The sequence below is a fragment of the Stenotrophomonas sp. 17(2023) genome, from assembly GCF_030345315.1.
Classification (GTDB): domain Bacteria; phylum Pseudomonadota; class Gammaproteobacteria; order Xanthomonadales; family Xanthomonadaceae; genus Stenotrophomonas; species Stenotrophomonas acidaminiphila.
On sequence record NZ_CP128405.1, the window covers coordinates 1,761,454 to 1,782,843 of the forward strand.

At 68.6% G+C, this 21,390-nt stretch carries 22 protein-coding genes; 8 read left to right on the top strand and 14 right to left on the bottom strand.

Annotated features, from left to right (window positions below):
- Positions 1-9 precede the first annotated feature (9 nt).
- The gene (cfa, locus tag QQA12_RS07905) at positions 10-1,125 is read left to right on the top strand and encodes a cyclopropane fatty acyl phospholipid synthase (protein WP_226050393.1); all 1,116 of its coding nucleotides are present in this window, start codon (positions 10-12) and stop codon (positions 1,123-1,125) included.
- A 69-nt stretch (positions 1,126-1,194) separates the two neighbouring features.
- Here cfa and QQA12_RS07910 read toward each other — a convergent pair whose 3' ends face one another.
- Entirely contained in the window at positions 1,195-3,363 is a 2,169-nt protein-coding gene (locus QQA12_RS07910) for a M3 family metallopeptidase (protein WP_226050394.1), read from the bottom strand.
- Positions 3,364-3,536: 173 nt separating this feature from the next.
- Here QQA12_RS07910 and QQA12_RS07915 point away from each other — a divergent pair, with 173 nt between their 5' ends.
- Positions 3,537-3,995 (top strand): glutathione peroxidase, encoded by a 459-nt coding sequence (locus tag QQA12_RS07915; RefSeq protein WP_225546742.1) that lies wholly within the window; start codon positions 3,537-3,539, stop codon positions 3,993-3,995.
- Positions 3,996-4,007: 12 nt separating this feature from the next.
- On the opposite strand, the gene QQA12_RS07920 is transcribed toward QQA12_RS07915, so the two are convergent.
- The 5 genes from QQA12_RS07920 to QQA12_RS07940 form a co-directional block, all read right to left on the bottom strand.
- Entirely contained in the window at positions 4,008-6,419 is a 2,412-nt protein-coding gene (locus tag QQA12_RS07920; RefSeq protein WP_054665337.1) for an ATP-binding protein, read from the bottom strand.
- Between the two features lie 109 nt (positions 6,420-6,528).
- Positions 6,529-7,311, bottom strand: a complete 783-nt coding sequence (locus QQA12_RS07925) for a ferredoxin--NADP reductase (protein ID WP_056932070.1) — start codon at positions 7,309-7,311, stop codon at positions 6,529-6,531.
- A gap of 168 nt (positions 7,312-7,479) precedes the next feature.
- Positions 7,480-9,351, bottom strand: coding sequence for an ABC transporter ATP-binding protein (locus QQA12_RS07930; protein ID WP_226050395.1), 1,872 nt, complete (start codon positions 9,349-9,351; stop codon positions 7,480-7,482).
- Between the two features lie 51 nt (positions 9,352-9,402).
- Positions 9,403-9,720, bottom strand: a complete 318-nt coding sequence (locus tag QQA12_RS07935; RefSeq protein WP_226050396.1) for a BON domain-containing protein — start codon at positions 9,718-9,720, stop codon at positions 9,403-9,405.
- Positions 9,721-9,781: 61 nt separating this feature from the next.
- The gene (locus tag QQA12_RS07940; protein WP_056932072.1) at positions 9,782-10,426 is read right to left on the bottom strand and encodes a trimeric intracellular cation channel family protein; all 645 of its coding nucleotides are present in this window, start codon (positions 10,424-10,426) and stop codon (positions 9,782-9,784) included.
- Between the two features lie 313 nt (positions 10,427-10,739).
- Between QQA12_RS07940 and QQA12_RS07945 the strand changes: the two genes are divergently transcribed.
- The 3 genes from QQA12_RS07945 to QQA12_RS07955 all read left to right on the top strand — a co-directional run bounded on the left by QQA12_RS07945 (position 10,740) and on the right by QQA12_RS07955 (position 13,384).
- Complete coding sequence (locus tag QQA12_RS07945; RefSeq protein WP_054665350.1) at positions 10,740-12,257, top strand: fumarate hydratase; 1,518 nt, start codon at positions 10,740-10,742, stop codon at positions 12,255-12,257.
- A gap of 76 nt (positions 12,258-12,333) precedes the next feature.
- Complete coding sequence (locus QQA12_RS07950) at positions 12,334-12,654, top strand: hypothetical protein (protein WP_162486405.1); 321 nt, start codon at positions 12,334-12,336, stop codon at positions 12,652-12,654.
- 94 nt (positions 12,655-12,748) lie between these two features.
- Positions 12,749-13,384, top strand: coding sequence for a glutathione S-transferase family protein (locus tag QQA12_RS07955; RefSeq protein ID WP_054665355.1), 636 nt, complete (start codon positions 12,749-12,751; stop codon positions 13,382-13,384).
- 68 nt (positions 13,385-13,452) lie between these two features.
- On the opposite strand, the gene QQA12_RS07960 is transcribed toward QQA12_RS07955, so the two are convergent.
- From QQA12_RS07960 to QQA12_RS07975, 4 genes are all read right to left on the bottom strand, one after another.
- Positions 13,453-14,562, bottom strand: coding sequence for a sterol desaturase family protein (locus QQA12_RS07960; protein WP_054665358.1), 1,110 nt, complete (start codon positions 14,560-14,562; stop codon positions 13,453-13,455).
- A gap of 167 nt (positions 14,563-14,729) precedes the next feature.
- Complete coding sequence (arsC, locus tag QQA12_RS07965) at positions 14,730-15,077, bottom strand: arsenate reductase (glutaredoxin) (RefSeq protein ID WP_226050397.1); 348 nt, start codon at positions 15,075-15,077, stop codon at positions 14,730-14,732.
- A 5-nt stretch (positions 15,078-15,082) separates the two neighbouring features.
- Positions 15,083-16,222, bottom strand: a complete 1,140-nt coding sequence (locus tag QQA12_RS07970; protein ID WP_054668662.1) for a phospholipase A — start codon at positions 16,220-16,222, stop codon at positions 15,083-15,085.
- 117 nt (positions 16,223-16,339) lie between these two features.
- A complete protein-coding gene (locus QQA12_RS07975; RefSeq protein ID WP_054665363.1) occupies positions 16,340-16,825 on the bottom strand; it encodes a DUF456 domain-containing protein in 486 nt (161 codons plus the stop codon).
- Positions 16,826-17,057: 232 nt separating this feature from the next.
- On the opposite strand from QQA12_RS07975, the gene QQA12_RS07980 reads away from it, so the two are divergent.
- Positions 17,058-17,267 (top strand): cold-shock protein, encoded by a 210-nt coding sequence (locus QQA12_RS07980; RefSeq protein WP_054665365.1) that lies wholly within the window; start codon positions 17,058-17,060, stop codon positions 17,265-17,267.
- A gap of 82 nt (positions 17,268-17,349) precedes the next feature.
- Here QQA12_RS07980 and QQA12_RS07985 read toward each other — a convergent pair whose 3' ends face one another.
- The gene (locus QQA12_RS07985; protein ID WP_226050398.1) at positions 17,350-17,841 is read right to left on the bottom strand and encodes a glycine zipper 2TM domain-containing protein; all 492 of its coding nucleotides are present in this window, start codon (positions 17,839-17,841) and stop codon (positions 17,350-17,352) included.
- A gap of 109 nt (positions 17,842-17,950) precedes the next feature.
- Positions 17,951-18,382 carry a cytochrome c gene (locus tag QQA12_RS07990; protein ID WP_056932120.1) on the bottom strand — a complete coding sequence of 144 codons (432 nt, stop codon included), beginning with the start codon at positions 18,380-18,382 and terminating at the stop codon, positions 17,951-17,953.
- Positions 18,383-18,453: 71 nt separating this feature from the next.
- Between QQA12_RS07990 and QQA12_RS07995 the strand changes: the two genes are divergently transcribed.
- A complete protein-coding gene (locus tag QQA12_RS07995) occupies positions 18,454-19,248 on the top strand; it encodes a tRNA threonylcarbamoyladenosine dehydratase (RefSeq protein WP_226050399.1) in 795 nt (264 codons plus the stop codon).
- Between the two features lie 42 nt (positions 19,249-19,290).
- Here the strand turns inward: QQA12_RS07995 and QQA12_RS08000 are convergent, their stop codons facing one another.
- Positions 19,291-20,061: a TatD family hydrolase gene (locus QQA12_RS08000; protein WP_054665374.1), complete on the bottom strand. Its 771-nt coding sequence runs from the start codon at positions 20,059-20,061 to the stop codon at positions 19,291-19,293.
- A 3-nt stretch (positions 20,062-20,064) separates the two neighbouring features.
- Entirely contained in the window at positions 20,065-20,295 is a 231-nt protein-coding gene (locus tag QQA12_RS08005; protein ID WP_054665377.1) for a DUF6116 family protein, read from the bottom strand.
- Between the two features lie 155 nt (positions 20,296-20,450).
- On the opposite strand from QQA12_RS08005, the gene QQA12_RS08010 reads away from it, so the two are divergent.
- The gene (locus QQA12_RS08010) at positions 20,451-21,275 is read left to right on the top strand and encodes a glycine zipper 2TM domain-containing protein (RefSeq protein WP_056932123.1); all 825 of its coding nucleotides are present in this window, start codon (positions 20,451-20,453) and stop codon (positions 21,273-21,275) included.
- Positions 21,276-21,390: the final 115 nt, after the last annotated feature.

A 21,390-nucleotide genomic window follows, 5' to 3' on the forward strand; every position in this document is an offset into this window, starting at 1 on the left:
AGGCCAGCGATGGATGCAGGGCTGCAACGACGTGTCGAAGCACTGCTGCACGAGGCGGGCATCACCCCCGGCGGGGGACGCCCGCAGGACATCGACATCCTCGACCCGCGCTTCCATGCGCGGGTGCTGGCCGACGGCTCGCTGGGCCTGGGCGAGAGCTACATGGACGGCTGGTGGCGGGCGCGTTCGCTCGACACGTTCCTTGCCCACCTGCTGGAGGCGCGGCTGGACGAGCGCGTGCATGGCGGCGGCGAGGTCTGGGACGCGCTCAAGGCCAGGCTGTTCAACCTGCAGGCCGGGCAGGGCAGCTATGAGGTCGGCAAGCGCCACTACGACCTCGGCAACGACCTGTACCGGGCGATGCTGGGCAGGCGGCTGGTCTACAGCTGCGGCTACTGGCGCGATGCCGGCGACCTGGATGACGCGCAGGAGGCCAAGCTCGACCTGATCTGCCGCAAGCTCGGCCTGCGCCCGGGCATGCGCGTGCTGGATATCGGCTGCGGCTGGGGCGAGGCATTGCAGTACGCTGCGCAGCGCCATGGCGTGGAAGGCGTGGGCATCACCATCTCGCGGGAACAGGCCGAGTTCGCCCGCGGACTGTGCGCCGGCCTGCCGGTGGAGATCCGCCTGCAGGACTACCACGAACTGGACGAGCCGTTCGACGCGGTCCTGTCGGTGGGCATGTTCGAGCACGTCGGGGTCAAGAACTACCGCGGGTATTTCGAGGTGGTGCGGCGCTGCCTGCGCGGGGAGGGGCTGTTCCTGCTGCACAGCATCGGCAGCAACGTCAGCCGCGACCGCACCGATCCGTGGATCGCGCGCTACATTTTTCCCAACTCGATGCTGCCCTCCGCCGCGCAGATCACCGCGGCGATGGAAGGCCTGTTCGTGCTCGAGGACTGGCACAGCTTCGGCACCGACTACGACCGCACGCTGCAGGCGTGGCGGGACAACGTGGAAGCGGCCTGGGAGCGGCTCGACCCGCGCTACGACGAACGTTTCCGGCGCATGTGGCGCTTCTACCTGGCTGCTTCGATGGCCAGCTTCCGCACACGCCACGCACAGCTGTGGCAACTGGTGCTGTCGCCGCGCGGGGTGCCGGGCGGGTACATCGCGCCGCGCTGACCGCGCTGGCGGCAACAAAAAAGCCGCCCGGCGAACCGGGCGGCTTCATGCGGACGGCCAGTTGCCGGCTTACTTGCTTTCGGCGCCGGTCAGGCCACGCTTCTCCAGCAGCGGCCCGATCTGCGGCTCGTGGCCGGCGAAGTTGCGGAACAGCTCCATCGCATCGACGCTGCCACCGCGCGACAGCAGGGTCTTGCGGAAATGGTCGCCGTTGGCGCGCGACAGACCGCCGTTGTCGCGGAACCACTTCTGGGTGTTGGCGTCGAGCACCTCGGACCAGATGTAGGCGTAGTAGCCGGCCGAATAGCCGCCCATGATGTGGCTGAAGTAGGTGGTGCGGTAACGCGGCGGCACCGGCGCGTAGTAGATGCCGTCCTTGACCAGCGCCTCGTGCTCGAACTTGACCACGTCCTGCGCCGCGGGCACCTGGTCGACGCCGATCTGGTGCCAGCTCTGGTCCAGCATCGCCGCGCCCAGGTACTCGGTGGTGGCGAAGCCCTGGTTGAACTTGGAGGCGGCGATCACCTTGTCCAGCAGTGCCTGCGGCATCGCCGAGCCGTTCTGGTAGTGCTTGGCGTAGTTGGCCAGGATGGTCGGTTCGTCGGCCCACATCTCGTTCACCTGCGAGGGGAACTCGACGAAGTCGCGCGGCACCGCGGTGCCGGAGAAGTAGGGGTACTTCACGTCCGAGAACATGCCATGCAGGGCGTGGCCGAACTCGTGGAAGGTGGTGGTCACTTCGTCCCAGGTCAGCAGCGTCGGCTTGCCGGCCGGCGGCTTGGGGATGTTCAGGTGGTTGGCCACCACCGGCTTGTCGCCGGTCAGGCCCGACTGCGACACGTAGGCGTTCATCCACGCACCGCCGCGCTTGGACTCGCGCGCATACGGGTCGAAGATGAAGATCGCCAGCTGGCTGCCGTCGGCGTCGAACACGTCATAGACGGTGACGTCGTCGTGGTACACCGGCAGGTCGGTGCGCTGCTTGAAGCTCAGCCCGAACTCCTTGCCGGCGGCGAAGAACACGCCGTTCTCCAGCACGTTCTTCAGCTCGAAATAGGGCTTGAGCTGGGATTCGTCGAAGTTGTACTTGGCCTGGCGCACCTTCTCGCTGTAGAAGGCCCAGTCCCACGGCTGCAGCTCGAAGCCCGGCTTGCCGGCGGCCTTCTGCTCGGCGTCGATCATCGCCTGCAGGTCGGCGGCTTCGCGCTTGGCGTTGGCCACGGCGGCCGGGGCCAGCTGGCCGAGCATGGCGTTGACCGCCTCGGGGGTCTTGGCGGTCTGGTTGCCGAGGCCATACGCGGCGTAGTTGGCGAAGCCCATCAGCGCGGCCTTCTGCGCGCGCAGGGTCATGATGCGCGAGACCAGCGCGGTGTTGTCGTACTCGCCGCCCTTGCTGCCGCGCGATACCGAGGCCTCGTAGATGCGGCGGCGCAGGTCGCGGTTGGTCAGGTTGGTCAGCGCCGGCTGGCCGGTGGTGTTGAGCAAGGCGATGACGTACTTGCCGTCCAGCTTGCGCGCCTTGGCGGCTTCGGCGGCGGCGGCGATCTGCTCGGCCGACAGGCCATCGAGCTGCTTGGCGTCGTCGACCACGATGTACGAGGCGTTGACCTCGGCCAGCACGTTCTGGCTGAACTTGGTGCCCAGCCGCGCCAGCTCGGCGTTCATGTCCTTGAGCTTGGCCTTGTCCGCGTCGGACAGCTTGGCGCCGGCCCGCACGAAGTTGTCGTGGTACTTCTCGACCAAGCGCAGGCCTTCGGCGTCCAGGCCCAGCTTGGCGCGGTTGTTGTAGAGGGTCTCGATGCGCGAGAACAGCTTGCCGTTGAGGTTGATGGCGTCGCTGTGGGCGGCGAACCGGGCCGAGTAGTCGGCCTGCAGCTGCTTGCGCGCGTCGTTGGTGTCGGCGCCGATCAGCGAGAAGAACACGGTGGTGGCGCGGTCGAGGATGGCGCCGCTCTTTTCCAGCGCGATCAGGGTGTTGTCGAAGGTCGGCGGCGCCGGATTGTTGGCGATGGCCTCGACTTCATCGAGCTGCTGCTTCATGCCGGCGTCGAAGGCCGGCGCGAAATCGGCGTCCTTGATCTTGTCGAACTGCGGGTAATGCAACGGCAGCGGACTCTCGGCGAAGAACGGGTTGGCCTGCTGGGCGGTCTGCCCGGTGGCGGCGATCGCGGTCAGGCTGTAGGCCGGCAGGGCGACGCCCAGGGACACGGCCAGGGCGAGAGCAAGACGGGTGTTCAAGGTCGGAAACTCCGGAAAATACTGAACCTTCAGGGTAACCCGGCGGCCCGGCCGGCGGGTGTGTCGAATGGCAGGGTTGCGGCGGAACGCCTGCTGTTGCAAAGCCATGCCGGCGATGGCGTACGCTGGGGCTCCGCCTGGAGCCTGCCGTGACCCTCGCCACCGACTTCGAACTGACCGCGCTGGATGGCACGCCGCTGCCATTGTCGGCCTACGCCGGAAAGGTCCTGCTGGTGGTCAACACCGCCTCGCGCTGCGGCTTCACCCCGCAGTACGCGGGGCTGGAGCGGCTGTGGCGCCAGTACGCGGCGCAGGGGCTGGTGGTGCTGGGCTGTCCCTGCGACCAGTTCGGCCACCAGGAGCCGGGCGACGCGGCCGCGATCCAGGCGTTCTGCAGCCTCGACTACGGGGTCAGCTTCCCGATGTCGGCCAAGCTGCAGGTCAACGGCGCCGGTGCCCACCCGCTGTGGCGCTGGTTGCAGCGCGAGAAGCGCGGCGCGCTGGGGATCGCCGCGATCAAGTGGAATTTCAGCAAGTTCCTGGTCGGGCGCGATGGCCGGGTGATCGCCCGCTACGCGCCGACCGCACGCCCGGAATCGCTGGAAGGCGATATCCGGGCGGCGCTGGGCTGAGCGGCTGGCCGCTCAGGCCGGCGTCGCGTCGGCGGCCGCTTCCAGCAGGTCCTGGTGCTGCAGGCGGGTGCGGGTCGGGTCGCCGTCCTGGGCCATCGCCCGCTGCAGGGCGCGGCGGGTGGCAGCGGTGACCAGCGATTGCAGGTCGCGCCCGGACCTGCCTTCGGTGGCTGCGGCCAGCGTGTCCAGCACGTCCTCGATGGCGAAGTCCAGCGGCTTGCCGGCCAGCTGCAGGCGCAGGATGGCGGCACGCGCATCGGCGTCGGGCAGGCCGATCCGGATCTTGCGTTCCAGGCGCGAAAGCAGGGCGCTGTCGATGGCATCGGGGTGGTTGCTGGCGGCCAGCAGGAATACCTGGCCCTGGCGGGTGCCCACGCCGTCCAGTTCCTGCAGCAACTGGGCGACGATCTCGGCGTTGAGCTTGTCCGAGCCATCGCCGCCGCGCGGCGGGGCGATGGTGTCGATCTCGTCGAGGAACACGATGCACGGTGCCTGCGCACGTGCCTTCTCGAACAATTGCTTGACCCGCGCGCCGCCGTCGCCGAGGAACTGCCCCTTGACCTCGGTGGAGGACGCGGCGATGAACGACAGCCCGGACTGGCTGGCCAGCACGCGCGCGATCTGGGTCTTGCCGGTACCCGGCGGGCCATAGAGCAGGATGCCGCGTGGCACCGGGATGTTCATCCGCGCCAGTTCCTCGGCGTGCAGCAGTTCCTTGCCCAGGCTTTCGAACTCGGCGCGGGTGGAGGCGGGCAGGATCACGTCGTCCCAGCCCAGCGCCTGCACCGAAGTCGAATTCTTGCCGCGCAGGCGGGCGATGGCGGCGCTGAAATCCTCCGCCGCCGGGCGGCCGGCCGGGTGGGTGGAGACCACGCTGGTCACCAGCGTGGACAGGTCGCGCCCGGACATGCCGCTGGTCTCGCGCACCAGTGCCTCGGTCACCGGCAGGGCCAGCTGCGCCTTGCCGAATTCCGCCTGCAGGATGCGTTCGCGCGCGGCCGCGTCCGGGGCCGGCAGCTCGATGGACACGGTGAAGCGCGACAGCACCGCGTCGTCGATCAGTTCGCGGCGGTTGGTGGCGCCGATCACCAGCACGTTGCCGCCGCCCTGGTTGAAGCCGTCCCATTCGGCGATGAAGGTCTGCACCAGCTCGTTGCCGAAATTGTCGGTGTCGCGGCTGCCGCGGCGCGCGAACGCGCTTTCGCATTCGTCCACGAACAGGATGGTCGGGCCCTTGCCGCGTGCCTGCTCCCACAGCTTCTTGACCTTGGGGCCGGTGTGGCCGATGTGCTCGCCCTTCAGGTCGGCGATGGTGACGGCGACGAAGTTGCAGTCCACGTGCTGGGCCAGCTTGCGCGCGATCAGGGTTTTGCCGGTACCCGGCGGGCCCCACAGCAGCATGCCCTTGGGCAGCGGCGGCTGGCCGGCGGCGAACCGGTCGACCAGCTTGACCACCTGCTCCAGGGTCGCCTCGGGAATGGCCACGTCCTGCCAGTTGGCCTCCATCTTGTCGAGCGAACCCAGCCGGGTGAGCAGCGACTGCAGCACCTGCTGCTCGCGCTCATGCGGCGCACTGAGCTGCTGCAGTTCGATGATGGCCGGTGCAAACGGTGCCAGCAGCGGCGCCAGCCTGGCAGCCAGCGGCTCCCAGGTGGCGCGGTGGCCATCGACCTCGGCGCGGACCCGCACGAAACCGCCCGGATGGCCGTTGAGCGGCAACCGGATGAAGATGTCCGGGTCCTTGTCGGCGGCGATGTCGGTACCCAGGCCGACCATCACCGCGTGGGAATTGTCGTGCTTGTCGGCCAGCTGCCAGCTGATGCCGAGCTTGTCCGCCGACGGTGCCGGCGCCCGCACCACCGGGTAGGGATGCGTGCGGCCGTCCTCGTGCTTCCTGCCGAAGGCGTTGAGCTGCAGCTGGCGCTTGCCCAGTTCGTCGATCGAGGCCAGCACCGGGGCGGCGTTGCGTCGTACCAGCCGGCGCCGGCCCAGCCACACCAGTGCCGCGTACAGCGGCAGCGCCGGCGGCACCACGGCGCACAGGCCGAACAGCAGGCTCACCGGGAACGGGAAGCGATAGCTGTAGAAGGTGAATACCTGGCTGAGCTGGAAGTACAGCACCAGGCTGCCGAGCATGCCCAGCCAGACCAGCAGCCGGAAGCCACCGGTGCCAAGCGCCGCCTTCAGGCTCAGCGCTTGTCCCAGGGTGCCCTTGCGCGCGGCCTGCAGCGCGTCGCGGCGGGCCTGCTCCAGGCCCTGTTCGAACGCCGGGCGCATGGCCTGGGCGGCCTGGCAGGCGGTGGGGTAGGCGCTGCCGAGCGCCTGTTTGGCGCTGTCGAGTCGTTGCCGGCACTGGGCCAGTTCTTCAAGCAGCACGGTGCGCTGTCTGTCGATGAAGCTGCTGCGTGAAGCGACTGGATCCATGAACTGTGTCCTGTAAAGAAAACGGCCGGATCTTCGTGATCCGGCCGGTACGTTAAACGATCGACATGGCGCTTCAAAGGCGCTGCCTGTAGGTGAATTCCCTACAGGCCTATTTTTCGACGAAGGCGCGCTCGAACACGTAGTGGCCGGGCGAACCGATGCGCGGCGAGACCTCGAAGCCGCGCGCGTCCAGCACGACGCGCAGGTCGGCCAGCATCTGCGGGCTGCCGCAGATCATGAAGCGGTCGTTGGCCGGGTCGAACGCCGGCAGGCCCAGGGTGCGCGGCATCTCGCCGGTTTCGATCAGCGTGGTCAGGCGGCCCTGGTTGCGGAACGGCTCGCGGGTGACCGCCGGGTAATAAAGCAGCTTGTCGCGGACGATGTCGCCGAGGATCTCGTCCTCGAACAGTTCCTTCTCGAAGTAGTCGCGGTAGGCCAGGTCGCGCTCGTAGCGCACGCCGTGGCAGACGATGACTTTCTCGAAGCGTTCGTAGGTTTCCGGGTCCTTGACAATGCTCAGCCATGGCGCCAGGCCGGTGCCGGTACCCAGCAGGTACAGGTGCTTGCCCGGATGCAGGTCGGAGATCAGCAGGGTGCCGGTGGGCTTCCTGCCGACCAGGATGGTGTCGCCGGGCTTGAGGTGCTGCAGGCGCGAGGTCAGCGGGCCGTCCTGCACCTTGATGCTGAAGAAGTGCAGCTGCTCTTCCCAGTTGGCGCTGGCGATGGAGTACGCGCGCATCAGCGGACGGCCGCCTTCGTTTTCCAGGCCGATCATTACGAACTGGCCGTTCTCGAAGCGGAAGCCGTTGTCACGGGTGGTGGAGAAACTGAAGTAGGCGTCCGTCCAGTGACGGACTTCAAGCACCGTTTCGGTGCCGTAAGCGGAAGACATGCCGGGATTCTTCGGGGGGATGTAAACCTGCCCATTCTAGCAAACGGTCCCGATGCGGCCGTAATGCGACCGTTTGTCGCTGCTGCCGGCCGGCCCGGCGATGAGGGGAGTCGCAGGCGCGGCCGCGGCCCGAAAGGGAGGGCCGGCCGGCGCCCCGGGCCGGGGCGGTCAGCGGTAGCCGGCGGCCTGCAGCTCGAACAGTTCGGCGTAGCGCCCGCCCTGTGACATCAGCTCGGCATGGGTGCCGCTGGCCTCGATGCGGCCATCGGCCAGCACCAGGATGCGGTCGGCCATGCGCACGGAGGAAAAGCGGTGTGAGATCAGTACCGCGGTGCGCTGCGCGGACAGTTCCTTGAAGCGCTGGAACACCTCGAACTCGGCGCGTGCGTCCAGTGCGGCGGTGGGTTCGTCCAGGATCATCACCTGCGCATCGCGCATGTAGGCCCGGGCGATGGCGATCTTCTGCCACTGGCCACCGGACAGGTCCACGCCGTTCTTGAAGCGGCGGCCGATCAACTGCCCGTAGCCGCCGGGCAGGGCATCGATCACCTCGTCGGCCAGCGCCCGCCGTGCGGCGTCGCGGATGCGCGCCGTGTCGGACATCGCATCGACCTGGCCGACGCCGATGTTCTCGCCGGCCGACAGGTGGTAGCGCACGAAATCCTGGAAGATCACGCCCATGTTGGCGCGCAGGTCGTCCAGGTCGTAGTCGCGCAGGTCGCGCCCATCAAGCAGGATGCGGCCCTCGTCCGGGTCGTAGAGCCGTGCCAGCAGCTTGACCAGGGTGGTCTTGCCGGCGCCGTTCTCGCCGACCAGGGCGATCACCTCGCCGGCACCCAGCCGGAAGTCGAGGTGGCGCACCGCCCACCGCTCGGCATCGGGGTAGCGGAAACCCACGTCCTCGAACACGAACCCATCGCGGATCGGGCGCGGTACCGGCAGCGCATCCGGGCGCGAGCGGATCTCCGGCTCGATGGCGAAGAACGAGAACAGGTCGTCCAGGTACAGCGCCTGCCCGGCGACCTGCGAAAACCCGGTCAACAGGCCTTCCAGCAGCTGCCGCAGGCGCAGGAAGCTGCCGGACAGGAAGGTCAGGTCGCCGATGCTGAAGTCGCCGCGGATCGTGCGCCATGCGATGTAGGCATAGGCGGCGTAGTAGCCCAGCGTGCCCAGCGCCGCCAGCACCGTGCCCCAGAGCGCACGCTTGCGGGCCAGTTTGCGGTTGGCCTGGTAGAAGCGCCCGGCCAGCAGTTTGTAGCGGTCGATCAGGAACCGGTGGAGGTTGAAGATCTTCACCTCCTTGGCGGTTTCCACGCTGGCGCCGACCTGGCGCAGGTAGTCGAGCTGGCGCCGCTCCGGGGTCCAGCTGTAATTGAGCGAATAGCCCAGCGTGTTGAAGTGCGACTCGCCCAGGAACGCCGGCACCAGCGCCAGCGCCAGCAGGGCGATCAGCCACGGCGCGTAGGCGACCAGGCCGGCGGCGAAGCTGATCACGGTGACCATGTCCTGCGCCTGCCCGAGCAGCTGGCTCATCAGGTTCATGCGGCCCATGGTCTGGCGCCGGGCGCGGTCGAGCTTGTCCTGCAGCTCGGGGTCCTCGAAGTCCTCCAGGTCGAGTTCGGCGGCGTGCTCCATCAGCCGCACGCTGGTCGCGTTGGTGAACAGTTCGGACAGCAGCGCATCGGCGTAGTTGACCACCCGCCCCAGCAGGTCCGAGCCGATGGCGATTGCCAGTTCCAGCGCCAGCAGTTCCAGCAGCGTGTCCAGGTGGCCGCTGGCCAGCGCCTCGCCCAGCGGCGGCATGGCGCCGGCGCCGGCCAAGCGCACCGCCTCGTCGATGATCAGCTTGCCCACGTACAGCATCGCCACCGGCAGCAGCGCGCGCAGCAGGCGCAGGCACAGGCTGGCCAGGGTCAGCGCCGGACTGGTCTGCCATACCTGCCGCAGGAATGGCGGCAGGTTGCGCATGGCGTTCATGCGCTCGCGGAAACTGGGGCGCTTGCCGGGGGCGGAAACGGGAGCAGACGGCGCGTGCGGCATGCGGGACTCGGGGGGGCGGGGCCGGTTCAGATTAACCGTTGCCCGCCGCGGTCAGTCGTTTTCGTCCAGGTCGATGCCGGCCCTGCGCGTTGCATCGCTGCCGTCCGGATTGTCGCGCACCGCACGGCCGCGCGGGCCGAAGGAGTGGCTGCCGCCGTCGATGTTGAGGTGGCTGCGCACGCCACGCACGCCTTCGATCGAGGCCACCGCGGCCTCCGCCTGCCGCTTCGCCGCCGCGTCGGGCACGTCGCCGGAGAGCGTGACCTGGCCCTCGCTGACCTGTGCCAGCACCTGCGAGAAGCGGCCCTGCGCACCCAGCGTGCGTACCACCTCGTCACCGATCAGCGTATCGGAACGTTGCGCGGCCATGGCCGTCTCCTGCCGGAAGGGGACTCGAGCATGGCGCGGTCGCCGTGAGCGCCCCGTCACCTCAGCGGCGCGGTCCCTCGGGGGGCGGCGGGTCGGAGGACTGCAACGCCACCGGCAGGTGCCAGCCGTAATGCATGGCCATCATCCGCAGCCCGAAGCACAGCCCGGCGCCGGCCAGCGCGCACGGCAGCGGCGGCAGCCCGAGCCAGTAGCCGAGCGCCACCACCGCCGCGCCGGCCAGGGCGGCCACGGCGTACAGTTCGGCCTGCAGAACCAGCGGCACCTGCGCCAGCAGCACGTCGCGGGCGATGCCGCCGCCGATGCCGGTAAGCATGCCCAGCGCCGCGGCCATCGGCGGGGCGATGCCGAACGCCAGCGCTTTCTGCGTGCCGGCCACCGCGAACAGCGCCAGGCCCATCGCATCGAACATGCGCACCGGGTACTGCATGCGCTCGATCAGTGGCGCCCGGAAGAAGGTGATGATGCCCGCGGCCAGGGTGATGGCCGGATAGCGCCAGTCGCTGATCGCCGCCACCGGGGTGGCGCCGATCAGCAGGTCGCGGGTGATGCCGCCGGCCAATGCGGCGGCGAAGGACAGCACCAGCACGCCGAAGATGTCCAGCCGCCGGCGCACCCCCATCGTCGCCCCGGACAGGGCGAAGACGAAGGTGCCGATGAGGTCGAGGATCAGGACCAGGGTTCCCATGCGGCCGTATTGTGCGGCCTGCCGCCGGTGGAGGCCATTGCGGCCAGCGGACGTACCGGCGGGAAGCGGTTCGGCCGCCGTGGCGGTCCCCCTGGGCTCCCGCCATGGACGGCAGGGTGGACAGGAAACCGCCGGCAGCGGTTTCCAACAGCGCGCAGCGCTGGCCCGCAGGGCGCCCGCCATGGACGGCAGGGCGGACAGGAAACCGCCGGGAGCGGTTTCCAACAGCGCGCAGCGCTGGCCCGCAGGGCGCCCGTCATGGACGGCAGGGCGTAAAATACGCAGCTCAACCCCCGCCAGCCTCGAGCAAGCCGTGACATCGATCAAGCAGGAAGACCTCATCCAGTCCATCGCCGACGCGCTGCAGTACATCTCGTACTACCACCCGGTCGACTACATCAAGAACCTGGCCGCTGCCTATGAGCGCGAGGAGTCGCCGGCGGCCAAGGAGGCGATGGCGCAGATCCTGATCAACTCGCGCATGTGCGCCGAGGGCCACCGCCCGATCTGCCAGGACACCGGCATCGTCACCGTGTTCCTCGAGATCGGCATGAACGTGCGCTGGGACGACGCCACCATGGGCGTTGAGGACATGGCCAACGAGGGCATCCGCCGCGCCTACGCCTATCCGGACAACAAGCTGCGCGCCTCGGTGCTGGCCGATCCGGCCGGCAAGCGCACCAATACCCGCGACAACACCCCGGGCGTGGTCAACGTCAAGGTCGTGCCGGGCGATACCGTCGAGGTGATCGTCGCCGCCAAGGGCGGCGGTTCCGAGGCCAAGAGCAAGTTCGCCATGCTCAACCCGTCCGACTCCATCGTCGACTGGGTGCTCAAGACCGTGCCGACCATGGGCGCCGGCTGGTGTCCGCCGGGCATGCTCGGCATCGGCATCGGCGGCACCGCCGAGAAGGCGATGCTGCTGGCCAAGGAGGCGCTGATGGAGCCGATCGACATCAACGAGCTCAAGGCCCGCGGCCCGTCCAACCGCGCCGAGGAGCTGCGCCTGGAGCTGTACGACAAGGTCAATGCGCTGGGCATCGGCGCGCAGGGCCTGGGCGGCCTGACCACGGTGCTGGACATCAAGGTCAAGGACTACCCGACCCATGCCGCCAACCTGCCGGTGGCGATGATCCCGAACTGCGCCGCGACCCGCCATGCGCACTTCACCCTGGACGGCAGTGGCCCGGTGATGCTGGATCCGCCGTCGCTGGAAGACTGGCCGCAGATCACCTACGACGCTTCCAAGGGCACCCGTGTCGACCTGGACACCGTCACCCCGGAGGAAGTGGCCAGCTGGAAGCCGGGCCAGACCCTGCTGCTCAACGGCAAGCTGCTGACCGGGCGCGACGCCGCGCACAAGCGCATGGTCGACATGCTCAACAAGGGCGAGCCGCTGCCGGTCGACCTGAAGGGCCGCTTCATCTATTACGTCGGCCCGGTCGATCCGGTGCGCGACGAGGTGGTGGGGCCGGCCGGTCCGACCACGGCGACCCGCATGGACAAGTTCACCCGCCAGATCCTGGAGCAGACCGGCCTGTTGGGCATGGTCGGCAAGGCCGAGCGCGGCCCGGCGGCGATCGAGGCGATCCGCGACAACAAGTCGGCCTACCTGATGGCGGTCGGCGGCTCGGCCTACCTGGTGTCCAAGGCGATCAAGGCCTCGAAGGTGGTCGGGTTCGCCGACCTGGGCATGGAGGCGATCTACGAGTTCACCGTGCAGGACATGCCGGTGACGGTGGCGGTCGATTCCACCGGCGAGTCGGTGCACAGGACCGGCCCGCGCGAATGGCAGGCCCGCATCGGCAAGATCCCGGTGGTCGTGGAGTAAGGCGCGGCCGCCCCTGCGGTGTCTTTGAAGCGGCCCGGGCGTATGCTCGGGCCGTTTCTCATCGGGAGGTGCGGGCATGCGTGCTGGGTTGTGGGCGATGCGGGTGGGCATGACGTTGCTGGTGGCAGGCTGTTCCAGCGACGGGGGATGGCGCGATCCGCCGCGCGACGACCCGGCCGCCTGCGTGAACCATTGCCAGAACGCCTATCAGCGCTGCAACGCCAATCCCCGCGGCTACGGCGATTGCGGCCAGGCCAGCCGCGACAACCAGTGCGACACGATCACCAACCCCGAGCTGCGCGGCGCCTGCCAGACGTCGCAGGCGTTCTGCCAGAACCGCTCGGCGGCGGCGGTATGCGGCGAGCGCCTGAACAGCTGCATGGCCGGCTGCAACTGAGCGGCCCCGCCGCCGCGGGCCTGTCTGCGGCGGGGCTGTCCCGCCGTGACAGCGGGCGACGCTAAGATGGCGCACCACTGCCAGGGAGAGCCGCATGTCCGTCGTCCTGTATGGATCGCAAAGCACCGCATCGCTGGTGGTGCACTGGCTGTTGATCGAGCTGGGCATCGAACACGAGCTGCACCAGCTCGATTTCGAGCGGAACGAGCAGAAGTCGCCGGGTTACCTGGCGATCAATCCGGCCGGACGGGTGCCGACGCTGCTGATCGACGGCCAGGTGCTCACCGAATCGGCCGCCATTGCCATGCATCTGGCCGACCTGCACCCGCAGGCGGGCCTGGCGCCGGCGCCAGGCACCGCGGCACGCGGCGCGTACTACCGCTGGATGTGCTTCTGCGTCTATACCCTGATGCCGGCCTACCGGGCGTGGTTCTATCCGCATGAGCCCGCCGGCGAGGCCAATGCCGATGCGGTTAAGGGGCGTGCACGGGTGCAGTTGGAGGCCGCCTGGCAGCAGGTGGCCGATCACCTGCAGGACGAAGGGCCGTACATGCTCGGCGCGCAGGTTTCGGTTGTGGACTTCATGATGACCATGCTGATGCGCTGGTCGCGCAACATGCCATGCCCGAGCGACGCCTGGCCGGTGCTGGCCGCGCATGCGCGGCGGATGAAGGACCGCCCCGCGCTGGCCGAGGTCTACCGCCGCGAGGGCATCAGCGACTGGACCTGAGCCCGCGCCCCCGGGCCCTTGCCTGCGTGGGTGGGGGCACTGCCGGGCACGGGCCGGCCGGGCATGGCTCAATCCACGTAGTCGTCGAATCTGCGGCCGCCCTGGAACGGCATCAGGTGCTGGCGCACGATGCCCTTGGGCACCGTCTCCAGTTTCATCACGCCGTACTCCTGCGGCCACTGCGCCGGGTCGCGCGGCAGCTTGAAGGTGCCCATCAGCATGTCCACCAGCGGCAGGTGGATGGCGTAGTTCACGTCCACGTATTCCTTCTGCCGGGCGTGGTGCCAGTGGTGGTAGCGCGGCAGCACCACCAGGTACTCCAGCCAGCCGAAGCGGAGCCCGAGGTTGGCGTGGGCCAGCACCGCCTGCAGCCCGACCAGGATCACGTAGGCATTGACCGCAGGGGTCGAGAAGCCCAGCACCAGCAGCGGCAGCAGCACCGCGCTGCGGGTCATCACGATCTCGATGAAATGGATGCGCGAGCCGGCCAGCCAGTCCATGTGCCGGCTGGAATGGTGCACGGCGTGGAAGCGCCACAGCCATGGGATGTTGTGGTACGCGCGGTGCAGCAGCGCCTGCGCCATGTCGGCCACGAACACCGCGATCAGGAACTGCGCCCAGACCGGAAGCGACTGGATCGCGGCCTTCAGTGACGGGAACGCGGCCAGACCGGCGATGGTGGAGGTGGAGGCGGTGACCAGGATCAGGATGAACTGCACCAGCACGTGGCTCATGAAGAAGTAGGCCACGTCGGTGCGCCAGCCCGGGCGCAGCGGCGACAGCGTGCGCTTGCCGAGGTAGCGCTCCAGCGGCACGAACACCAGCGCCGAGAAGAACAGCGACAGCACGAACCAGTCCAGTCCCAGCGAGTAGGGCGTCTGTCCGATCGCGTCGAACTGCACGTTGGTGCCGCCCAGCAGCACCGCGAGGGTCGCGCTGCCGACGCCGATCGTGGCGATGCGCTTGTTGCGGTCGCGCAGGATGGCCAGCGTACCCAGCACGAATGCGGCGGCCAGGCCGACCAGCAGCAGGTGACGGGCGAACTGTTCGTTGTAGACGGCGCGGAATTCGCGGCTGGTCAGCAGTTCCGGGAAATGGAAACAGGCCACCGCCATCAGGCTCAACAGCCCCAGCAGCGCGGAGGCATGGGCGAAGAAGGAACGGTGCGGTCGGGCCATGCGCGGACTTCCTGTCGAGGGGCCGCCGGATTCTGCCTGTACCCGGTGAAGGGCGACAAGTCCGGCCCTGCCGGGGGCAGGGGGCGCAGTGGCGGTGGCGGCCCGCGGCAGTGGCATTGCCCGCCGCCGCTCGGGCCTGCGCCGTTGCCGGCATGTACTCGTGCGGACTACAGCAGGGTGCGCACCGTCTCCGGCGGGCGGCACAGCGCGGTGCCCTTGGGCGTGCGCACGATCGGCCGGTTGATCAGCGCCGGGTGCATCGCCATCGCCTCGACCAGGGTCGCCTCGTCGTCGAGCCGGTCGGCCAGCCCCAGTTCGACGTAGGCGGGCTCCTTGCTGCGCAGCAGGTCGCGCGCGGGGATGCCCATCTCGTCGAGCAGCTGGCGCAGGGTGGCCGGGTCGGGCGGCGTGGCCAGGTAGTCGATGACCTCGATGTCGGCACCGGCCTGCTGCAGCAGGGCCAGCGCGCCGCGGGAGTTCGAACAGCGGTTGTTGTGCCAGATCGTTGCTTTCATTGCCTTCAGAACCATTCCAGCAGCGAGATGCCGACGCCGACATAGGTGGCGCGGTGGTTGTAGTCGATCATGCTTTCGCCATAACCGTCGAACACCTGGACGTGGCCGCGCAGCAGCCGGCTGAGCGGGAAACCATAGTCCAGCTGTACCGAGCCGTGCGAGCGGTCGCCGCCGCGCAGCGAATGCCGCGCGGTCACCGAGAACTCGTGGCCGTTGCGGTTGTAGACCACGGTCGCGTCGCCGCGGCCGATGTAGTCCTCGATGTCCGGGTTGTTGTCGTCGCGGCCGTTTTCCGGGATGCGATACCACGGCCGCAGCATGATCGCCCAGTTGTCGCGGTCCAGGCCGACATTCAGGATCACCCGGTTCCAGCTGCGCGACAGCGGGTCGCTGCGGCCATTGGACTGGTGGTTGAGGCTGATGCCGGTCATGCGCCCGTTCCAGCCGAACAGCGAATAGCCGTTGCGGAACACCAGCATGGCTTCGGGCTCGTAGTTGGTCTCGCGGAACGGGCGCGAGATCTCGCTGTTGTAGGCCTGCCAGCGCGAACTCTGGGTATAGCCGACCCAGATGTCGCCGTTGTCGCCGAACAGGTTCTCGGCGACCTTGGTCTTGAAGCTGAGCTGGAACTTCAGTTCGGTGGCGTCCAGGTCCTCGGCTTCGGTCGCGGTGTTGGCCGGGTTGGGCGAGTGCGGCAGCCGGTTCGGCTTGCTGCTCCAGAACGCGGGCAGCAGGTACACCGGCTTGTAGGCGCGCAGCTGGAACAGGCCGAGCTTGGAATCCTTGGCCAGCTCCCAGCGGCTGTCCAGCATCGAGCCGCGGCCGGCGTTGGCCACGGCCGAGGCGAGGTCGTCGTGGGCGAAGAGCTCATTGCGCGGCGACGACGGCTGCTCCGGCTCCTTGGCGCCGGCCCTGGCTTCCTTGAGCGTCTGCTGCGCGGCGCTGGCCGCCGCGTCCGCGGCGCGCGTGTCGGCCGGGGTGCGGCCGAGCGCACTGTCGTAGCAGCTCAGGCGGGCGGCGTCCGAATCCAGGGCGAAGCAGGCCTGCGGCGAGGCCGGCGTGGTGATCGACTCCTGTGCCAGGGCGGCGGCGGAACAGCCTGACAGGGCCAGCAGCAGGACAGGGCGGGCGCGGGATGTATGCATGCGGAAGCGGTCCATCGGTACAAGGGGGTGGCGCCCGGCGACGCAGGGCGTGATCCAGGGCAGCGATTGTCGGTCATTGCCCTGTGCAGCGGGAGTCATGGCCGATGTGGCCCGGGTTCAGACGAACCAGGCGATGGCGAACACGCCGAGCATCGCCACTGCCAGTCCGAGCTTGAGCGCCACGCCCAGCACGATGCCCAGCCAGGTGCCGAAGCCGACCCGGGTGGCCTGGCCCAGCCGGCGGCCGTGCAGGTATTCGCCAAGCAGGGCGCCCAGGAACGGGCCGACGAACAGGCCGATGGGCATGAAGAACAGCCCGGCCACGGTTCCCAGCACCGACCCGGCCAGCGCCATCCGGCTGGCGCCGAGCCGTTGCGCGCCCAGGGTGGTTGCGAGCACGTCTACCACGATGGACAGCGCGGTCAACACCCCCAGGACCACCAGTGGCAGCCAGCCGACGCGGGTGAACCCATCTGCCCAGGCCGCCACCAGCAGGCCGGCGAAAACCAGCGGCAGGCCGGGCAGGGCGGGCAGGATGACACCGGCGATGCCGACGATCACCAGCAGGGCCGCTAGCAGATACAGTATGAATGAATAGTCCATGCGGGTTCCGGGACAGGACCAAAAGGGGTTGACAAGATTGTCTTTCCCCGATTGATTTTTGGTTATGGTCGGGTTAAGTTTCAGCCGCTGAGCTTGGCAAGGTCACCGTGAATCGTGGCCTGATGGGTAGATCGCATGATTTGCTGCATCGTTACACCTCGCTTCCTCCTTGCAGTCAGCCGCCTTCCGGGGCGTATCCATCAAACGTGAGAGCAACAGGGAGTCAGTCGAGATGTCCGATCGCGAAACCGGCATTGTCAAGTGGTTCAATGACGCCAAGGGCTTCGGCTTCATCAGCCGCGAGAATGGCGAAGACGTGTTTGTGCACTTCCGCGCCATCCAGACCCAGGGCTTCAAGAGCCTGAAGGAAGGCCAGAAGGTCACCTTCACCGTGGTCCAGGGGCAGAAGGGCCTGCAGGCTGACGCCGTGCAACCGGTCTGATACAGCCCGCGGAACAGCACAAAGGAAAAGGCCCGCGAACGCGGGCCTTTTCCATGGGCGCAGCATCCAGGGTGGTCCTGCCTCAGCGCAGCACCACGCGGCCGTTGACCACGCGCACGTAGGTGTTCTCGCGGATGCCGCCCAGGTCCTTCTGGTTGACCACGATCACGCGGCCGTCATCCATCCGCACCTGGATGTCGTAGGAATCGCCGGTGACGTTCTGCTGGATCTTGTTGCCGGCCAGTGCGCCGGCAGCGGCGCCCGCGGCGGCGGCGACGTTCTGGTTGCCCTTGCTGCCGCCGGTGTGGCTGGAGATTTCATGGCCGGCCACGGCGCCGACGATGCCACCGAGGATGGCGCCGGTGGCCGACGGCGCGGTACGGCCGGAAGCCACCGTGTCGATACGGGTGACGATGCCGCAGTCGGCGCAACGGTTGTTGTTGTAGCCGCCGCTGTTGTAACCGCCGTTGTTGTAGCCACCGCCGTAGCTGCTGCCGCCGTAGCCGGGGGAGGTGGCACAGCCGGCCAGGGCCAGGCTGGCGATGGCGCTCGCAGCGATCAACTGGATCTTCATGGTGATTCTCCTTGCCAAATGGGTAGCGGGTATGACCATACCCGGCACGGTGAATCCTCCCGTTCCACGCGTGAATGGCGAGCCAACCACGCGTGAAACCCAGGTCGAATCACCGGAAATCCTGGTGGCACGCCTTGCAGTCGTTTCCAAGCTGTTCAGTGACGGCGGCCAGCGCGGTGCAGTCGGCCGGCGGCGAGGCCAGGGCATCGTTCAAGGTGGCGCGGAAGCGGCTGGCGTGCTGCTGGAAGCGGGTGTCGTCGCGCAGGCCGGGGAAGGCCAGGTCCATGTCGTTGCTCAGCAGGCGCAGCGTCTGCAGGCGCGGGGTCGAGTCGTTGATGCTGCAGCGGTTCTGCTTGCGGCTGTCGCCGAGCAGCTGGGACTGGCGCGCCATGACGTTCATCAGGCTGTTCGGGAACGGATCCTGCCGGGCCTGGATGGCCCGCATCGCCATCACGGTGGCGACGATGCCGACCAGCAGGCCGGCGATCAGCACGAACAGGTAGCGGGATGCGTTGGACTGGGTACGGCTGGGTTCGGTCATGGCCGGGCTCCTTGGGAATGCCCCGATGGTACGACGCACGGCACGTTTGCGGCCACGGCTAGAATGCGCGCATGAAAGCACAACTGCGCGAACGTTTTGCCGGCATCGACCGGTTGTATGGCGCCGGCTCGATCGAGCGGCTGTCGGCCTGCCGGGTGGCGGTGGTCGGCATGGGCGGCGTCGGGTCCTGGGTGGTCGAGGCGCTGGTGCGTTCGGCGGTGGGCCACCTGGTCCTGATCGATGCCGACGACATCTGCGTGTCCAATACCAACCGGCAGTTGCCGGCGATGGCGGGCCAGTACGGGCGCAACAAGGCCGTGGCGATGGCCGAGCGCTGCCGCGCGATCAATCCCGGTGCCAGCATCGAGGCGGTGGAAGCGTTCCTGACCGCAGCCAACATGGCCGAGCTGCTAGATCGCGGATTCGACCTGGTCATCGACGCCTGTGACAGCTTCCGGGTGAAGGTGGAGGCCATCGCCTGGTGCCGCCGACGCAAACTGCCGCTGATCACCGTCGGCGCGGCGGGAGGGCGCACCGATCCCACCCTGGTGCGGGTGCGCGACGTGTCACGGACCGAGCACGACGCGATGCTGGCGCTGATCCGCAAGAAGCTGCGCGGCGAGTTCAATTTTCCCAAGAACCCGCAACGCTACTTCGGCGTGCCGGCGGTGTATTCGCTGGAGAACGTGAAGTACCCGCAGGCCGATGGCAGCGTCTGCGGGCTGCGGCCCAACCTGGGCGCCGATGCGGCGCTGAAGCTCGATTGCGGTGCCGGCCTCGGCGCGGCCACCCACATCACCGGCGCATTCGCCTTCGCCGCGGTCGGCAAGGCCCTGGAGATGCTGCTCAAGCCCAAGGCGCGGTGAGCGCGGCGGCGCGGCGTGGGGATTGCCCGCCGCCGCGGTCGTTCACGCCAACGGCAGGTTGAACAGGCGCCGTGCGTTGTCGGTCGTGCGCGCGGCGATCTCCTCCACCGCCTGGCCGCGCAGCCCGGCGATGGTCGCGGCGATGCCGGGCAGGCGCGCCGGTTCGTTGCGCTGGCCGCGGATGGCCGCATCGGGCTGGTCGGGCGCGTCGGTTTCCAGCAGCAGGAACTCCAGCGGCATCGTTGCCGCCAGCGTACGCAGGCGGTTGGCGCGCGGGTAAGTGAGCGGCCCGCCCAGCCCGATCAGGAAGCCCATGTCCCATAGTTGCCGGGCCTGCTCGGGGCTGCCGGAAAAGCTGTGGACCACCCCGCGCAGGCCGCCGGTGCGGCGCAGCGCCTGGATCACCTCCTCGGTGGCACGGCGGGCGTGCACGATCACCGGCAGCCCGGCCTCCCGCGCCAGCTGCAGCTGCGCGTGGAAGTAGTGGCGCTGGGTGCTGGCGTCCAGGCCTTCAACGAAGAAATCCAGCCCGCACTCGCCGATGGCGCAGGGCGCCTCGCGCTCCACCCAGGTGCGCAGCGCGTCCAGATGCTGCGGGCGATGCTCGGCCAGGAACATCGGGTGCAGGCCGTAGGCCGGGTGCAGTGCGGGGTCGGCGGCACAGGCCTGGCGCAATCCCGGCCAGCCCGCCGCGGTGATCGCCGGCACCACCATCGCCGCCACGCCGGCGGCCCGGGCGCGGGCCAGTACCGCGCCACGGTCGCCATCGAACGCCGGCGCGTCCAGGTGGCAGTGGCTGTCTACCAGGCGCACCGGTCAACGCTTGCGCGGGAGGGCGGGGGGCTCGGTGGCGGCAACCGGATCCTTGCGCCGCTTCCAGTTGGCCAGCAGCAGGGTGCCAAGGCCGAACAGGATCTCGTCGACGAAGGGAACCGGATCGGGCAGCAGCGCACTCAGCATGAACAGTGCGGCGGTGATCTTGAACAGCGTCGGGTAGCGCAGCTTGCGCGCCCATTCCATGAAGGGCAGCAGCATCGGGCTGGACATGGCGGAATCCTTGGAGAGGGAGGGGCGCAGGTGCAATATTGCGACAGCCGGCCGGCTTTTCATCCAGGGGCGGGCCCGGTGGATGCCTTCGTTCAGGTTTATCGTGCTGGAATTGCGCGCAGGTCAACAGGCGGGCGACCCGCTGGGAGCAGACGATGAAGAGCAACACGACTACTGTTCTGGTGGCTGCCGGTGCCTTGCTGGTGGGAGGTATCGCCACCGCCGCGTTCATGAGCAGCCGCGACAAGGCCGCGCCGCTGGCGCAGGGTGGAACGCCGGTGCTGGACAGCACACCGCTGGCCGATGACGCGGCGGCCGGCAATGCCCTCGCCCCGAGCCAGGGCACGCTGGAGTACGCCGACGTGCTCAAGGTCGAGCCGGTCACCCGCAGCGAACCGGCCTATGCCACCGTGATCGGCAGCGAGCCGGTCCGCGAGACATCCACCACCACGGTGCCGCGCGAGGTGTGCGAGGACGTGGTGGTGCAGGAGCGCCTGCCCGAGCGCGATGGCAACGTCGGCGGCACGGTTGCCGGTGCGGTCATCGGTGGCCTGCTGGGCAACCAGGTGGGCAAGGGCGACGGCCGCAAGGCGGCGACCGCGGCCGGTGCGGTCGCCGGCGGGGTGATCGGCAACCAGATCGACAAGCGCCATGTCGGCGGTCGCGTGGTGCAGCGTACCGAGCGCCAGTGCCATACCGAGCAGACCGCGTCGGAATCCTCGCGGGTCACCGGCTACAACGTCACCTACCGCAAGGCCGACGGCAGCACCGGCAGCATGCGCATGGACAAGCAGCCGGGCAGCCGCGTCGCCCTCGGCAATGCCAGCCGCACGGTCGGCTACGACGTCACCTACCGTTTCAACGGGCAGGAAAAGAAGGTCCGCATGGATGACAAGCCGGCCAGCGATCGCCTGCCGGTCATCGACGGCCAGGTGGTGACGCAGACGGCAGCGGTGGATGCGGCGTCCACCCGGCGTTGAGCCCGGTGGATGGCGCGGCCATCCCGAAGTTCGCAAGGAGACAACGCCCCCTCGCGGGGCGTTGTCTTTTCCGGAGTTCCCCGGGCCGGACAGGCGTGCCGGCCGGCGCCGCCGG

What these genes read in the sequence shown, in the direction of transcription:
- cfa (WP_226050393.1), top strand. Translation starts at nt 10, where the DNA reads ATGGATGCAGGGCTGCAACGACGTGTCGAAGCACTGCTGCACGAGGCG.
- QQA12_RS07920 (WP_054665337.1), bottom strand. Translation starts at nt 6,419, where the DNA reads ATGGATCCAGTCGCTTCACGCAGCAGCTTCATCGACAGACAGCGCACC.
- QQA12_RS07925 (WP_056932070.1), bottom strand. Translation starts at nt 7,311, where the DNA reads ATGTCTTCCGCTTACGGCACCGAAACGGTGCTTGAAGTCCGTCACTGG.
- QQA12_RS07930 (WP_226050395.1), bottom strand. Translation starts at nt 9,351, where the DNA reads ATGCCGCACGCGCCGTCTGCTCCCGTTTCCGCCCCCGGCAAGCGCCCC.
- QQA12_RS07935 (WP_226050396.1), bottom strand. Translation starts at nt 9,720, where the DNA reads ATGGCCGCGCAACGTTCCGATACGCTGATCGGTGACGAGGTGGTACGC.
- QQA12_RS07940 (WP_056932072.1), bottom strand. Translation starts at nt 10,426, where the DNA reads ATGGGAACCCTGGTCCTGATCCTCGACCTCATCGGCACCTTCGTCTTC.
- QQA12_RS07950 (WP_162486405.1), top strand. Translation starts at nt 12,334, where the DNA reads ATGCGTGCTGGGTTGTGGGCGATGCGGGTGGGCATGACGTTGCTGGTG.
- QQA12_RS07955 (WP_054665355.1), top strand. Translation starts at nt 12,749, where the DNA reads ATGTCCGTCGTCCTGTATGGATCGCAAAGCACCGCATCGCTGGTGGTG.
- QQA12_RS07960 (WP_054665358.1), bottom strand. Translation starts at nt 14,562, where the DNA reads ATGGCCCGACCGCACCGTTCCTTCTTCGCCCATGCCTCCGCGCTGCTG.
- arsC (WP_226050397.1), bottom strand. Translation starts at nt 15,077, where the DNA reads ATGAAAGCAACGATCTGGCACAACAACCGCTGTTCGAACTCCCGCGGC.
- QQA12_RS07970 (WP_054668662.1), bottom strand. Translation starts at nt 16,222, where the DNA reads ATGCATACATCCCGCGCCCGCCCTGTCCTGCTGCTGGCCCTGTCAGGC.
- QQA12_RS07975 (WP_054665363.1), bottom strand. Translation starts at nt 16,825, where the DNA reads ATGGACTATTCATTCATACTGTATCTGCTAGCGGCCCTGCTGGTGATC.
- QQA12_RS07980 (WP_054665365.1), top strand. Translation starts at nt 17,058, where the DNA reads ATGTCCGATCGCGAAACCGGCATTGTCAAGTGGTTCAATGACGCCAAG.
- QQA12_RS07985 (WP_226050398.1), bottom strand. Translation starts at nt 17,841, where the DNA reads ATGAAGATCCAGTTGATCGCTGCGAGCGCCATCGCCAGCCTGGCCCTG.
- QQA12_RS07990 (WP_056932120.1), bottom strand. Translation starts at nt 18,382, where the DNA reads ATGACCGAACCCAGCCGTACCCAGTCCAACGCATCCCGCTACCTGTTC.
- QQA12_RS07995 (WP_226050399.1), top strand. Translation starts at nt 18,454, where the DNA reads ATGAAAGCACAACTGCGCGAACGTTTTGCCGGCATCGACCGGTTGTAT.
- QQA12_RS08005 (WP_054665377.1), bottom strand. Translation starts at nt 20,295, where the DNA reads ATGTCCAGCCCGATGCTGCTGCCCTTCATGGAATGGGCGCGCAAGCTG.
- QQA12_RS08010 (WP_056932123.1), top strand. Translation starts at nt 20,451, where the DNA reads ATGAAGAGCAACACGACTACTGTTCTGGTGGCTGCCGGTGCCTTGCTG.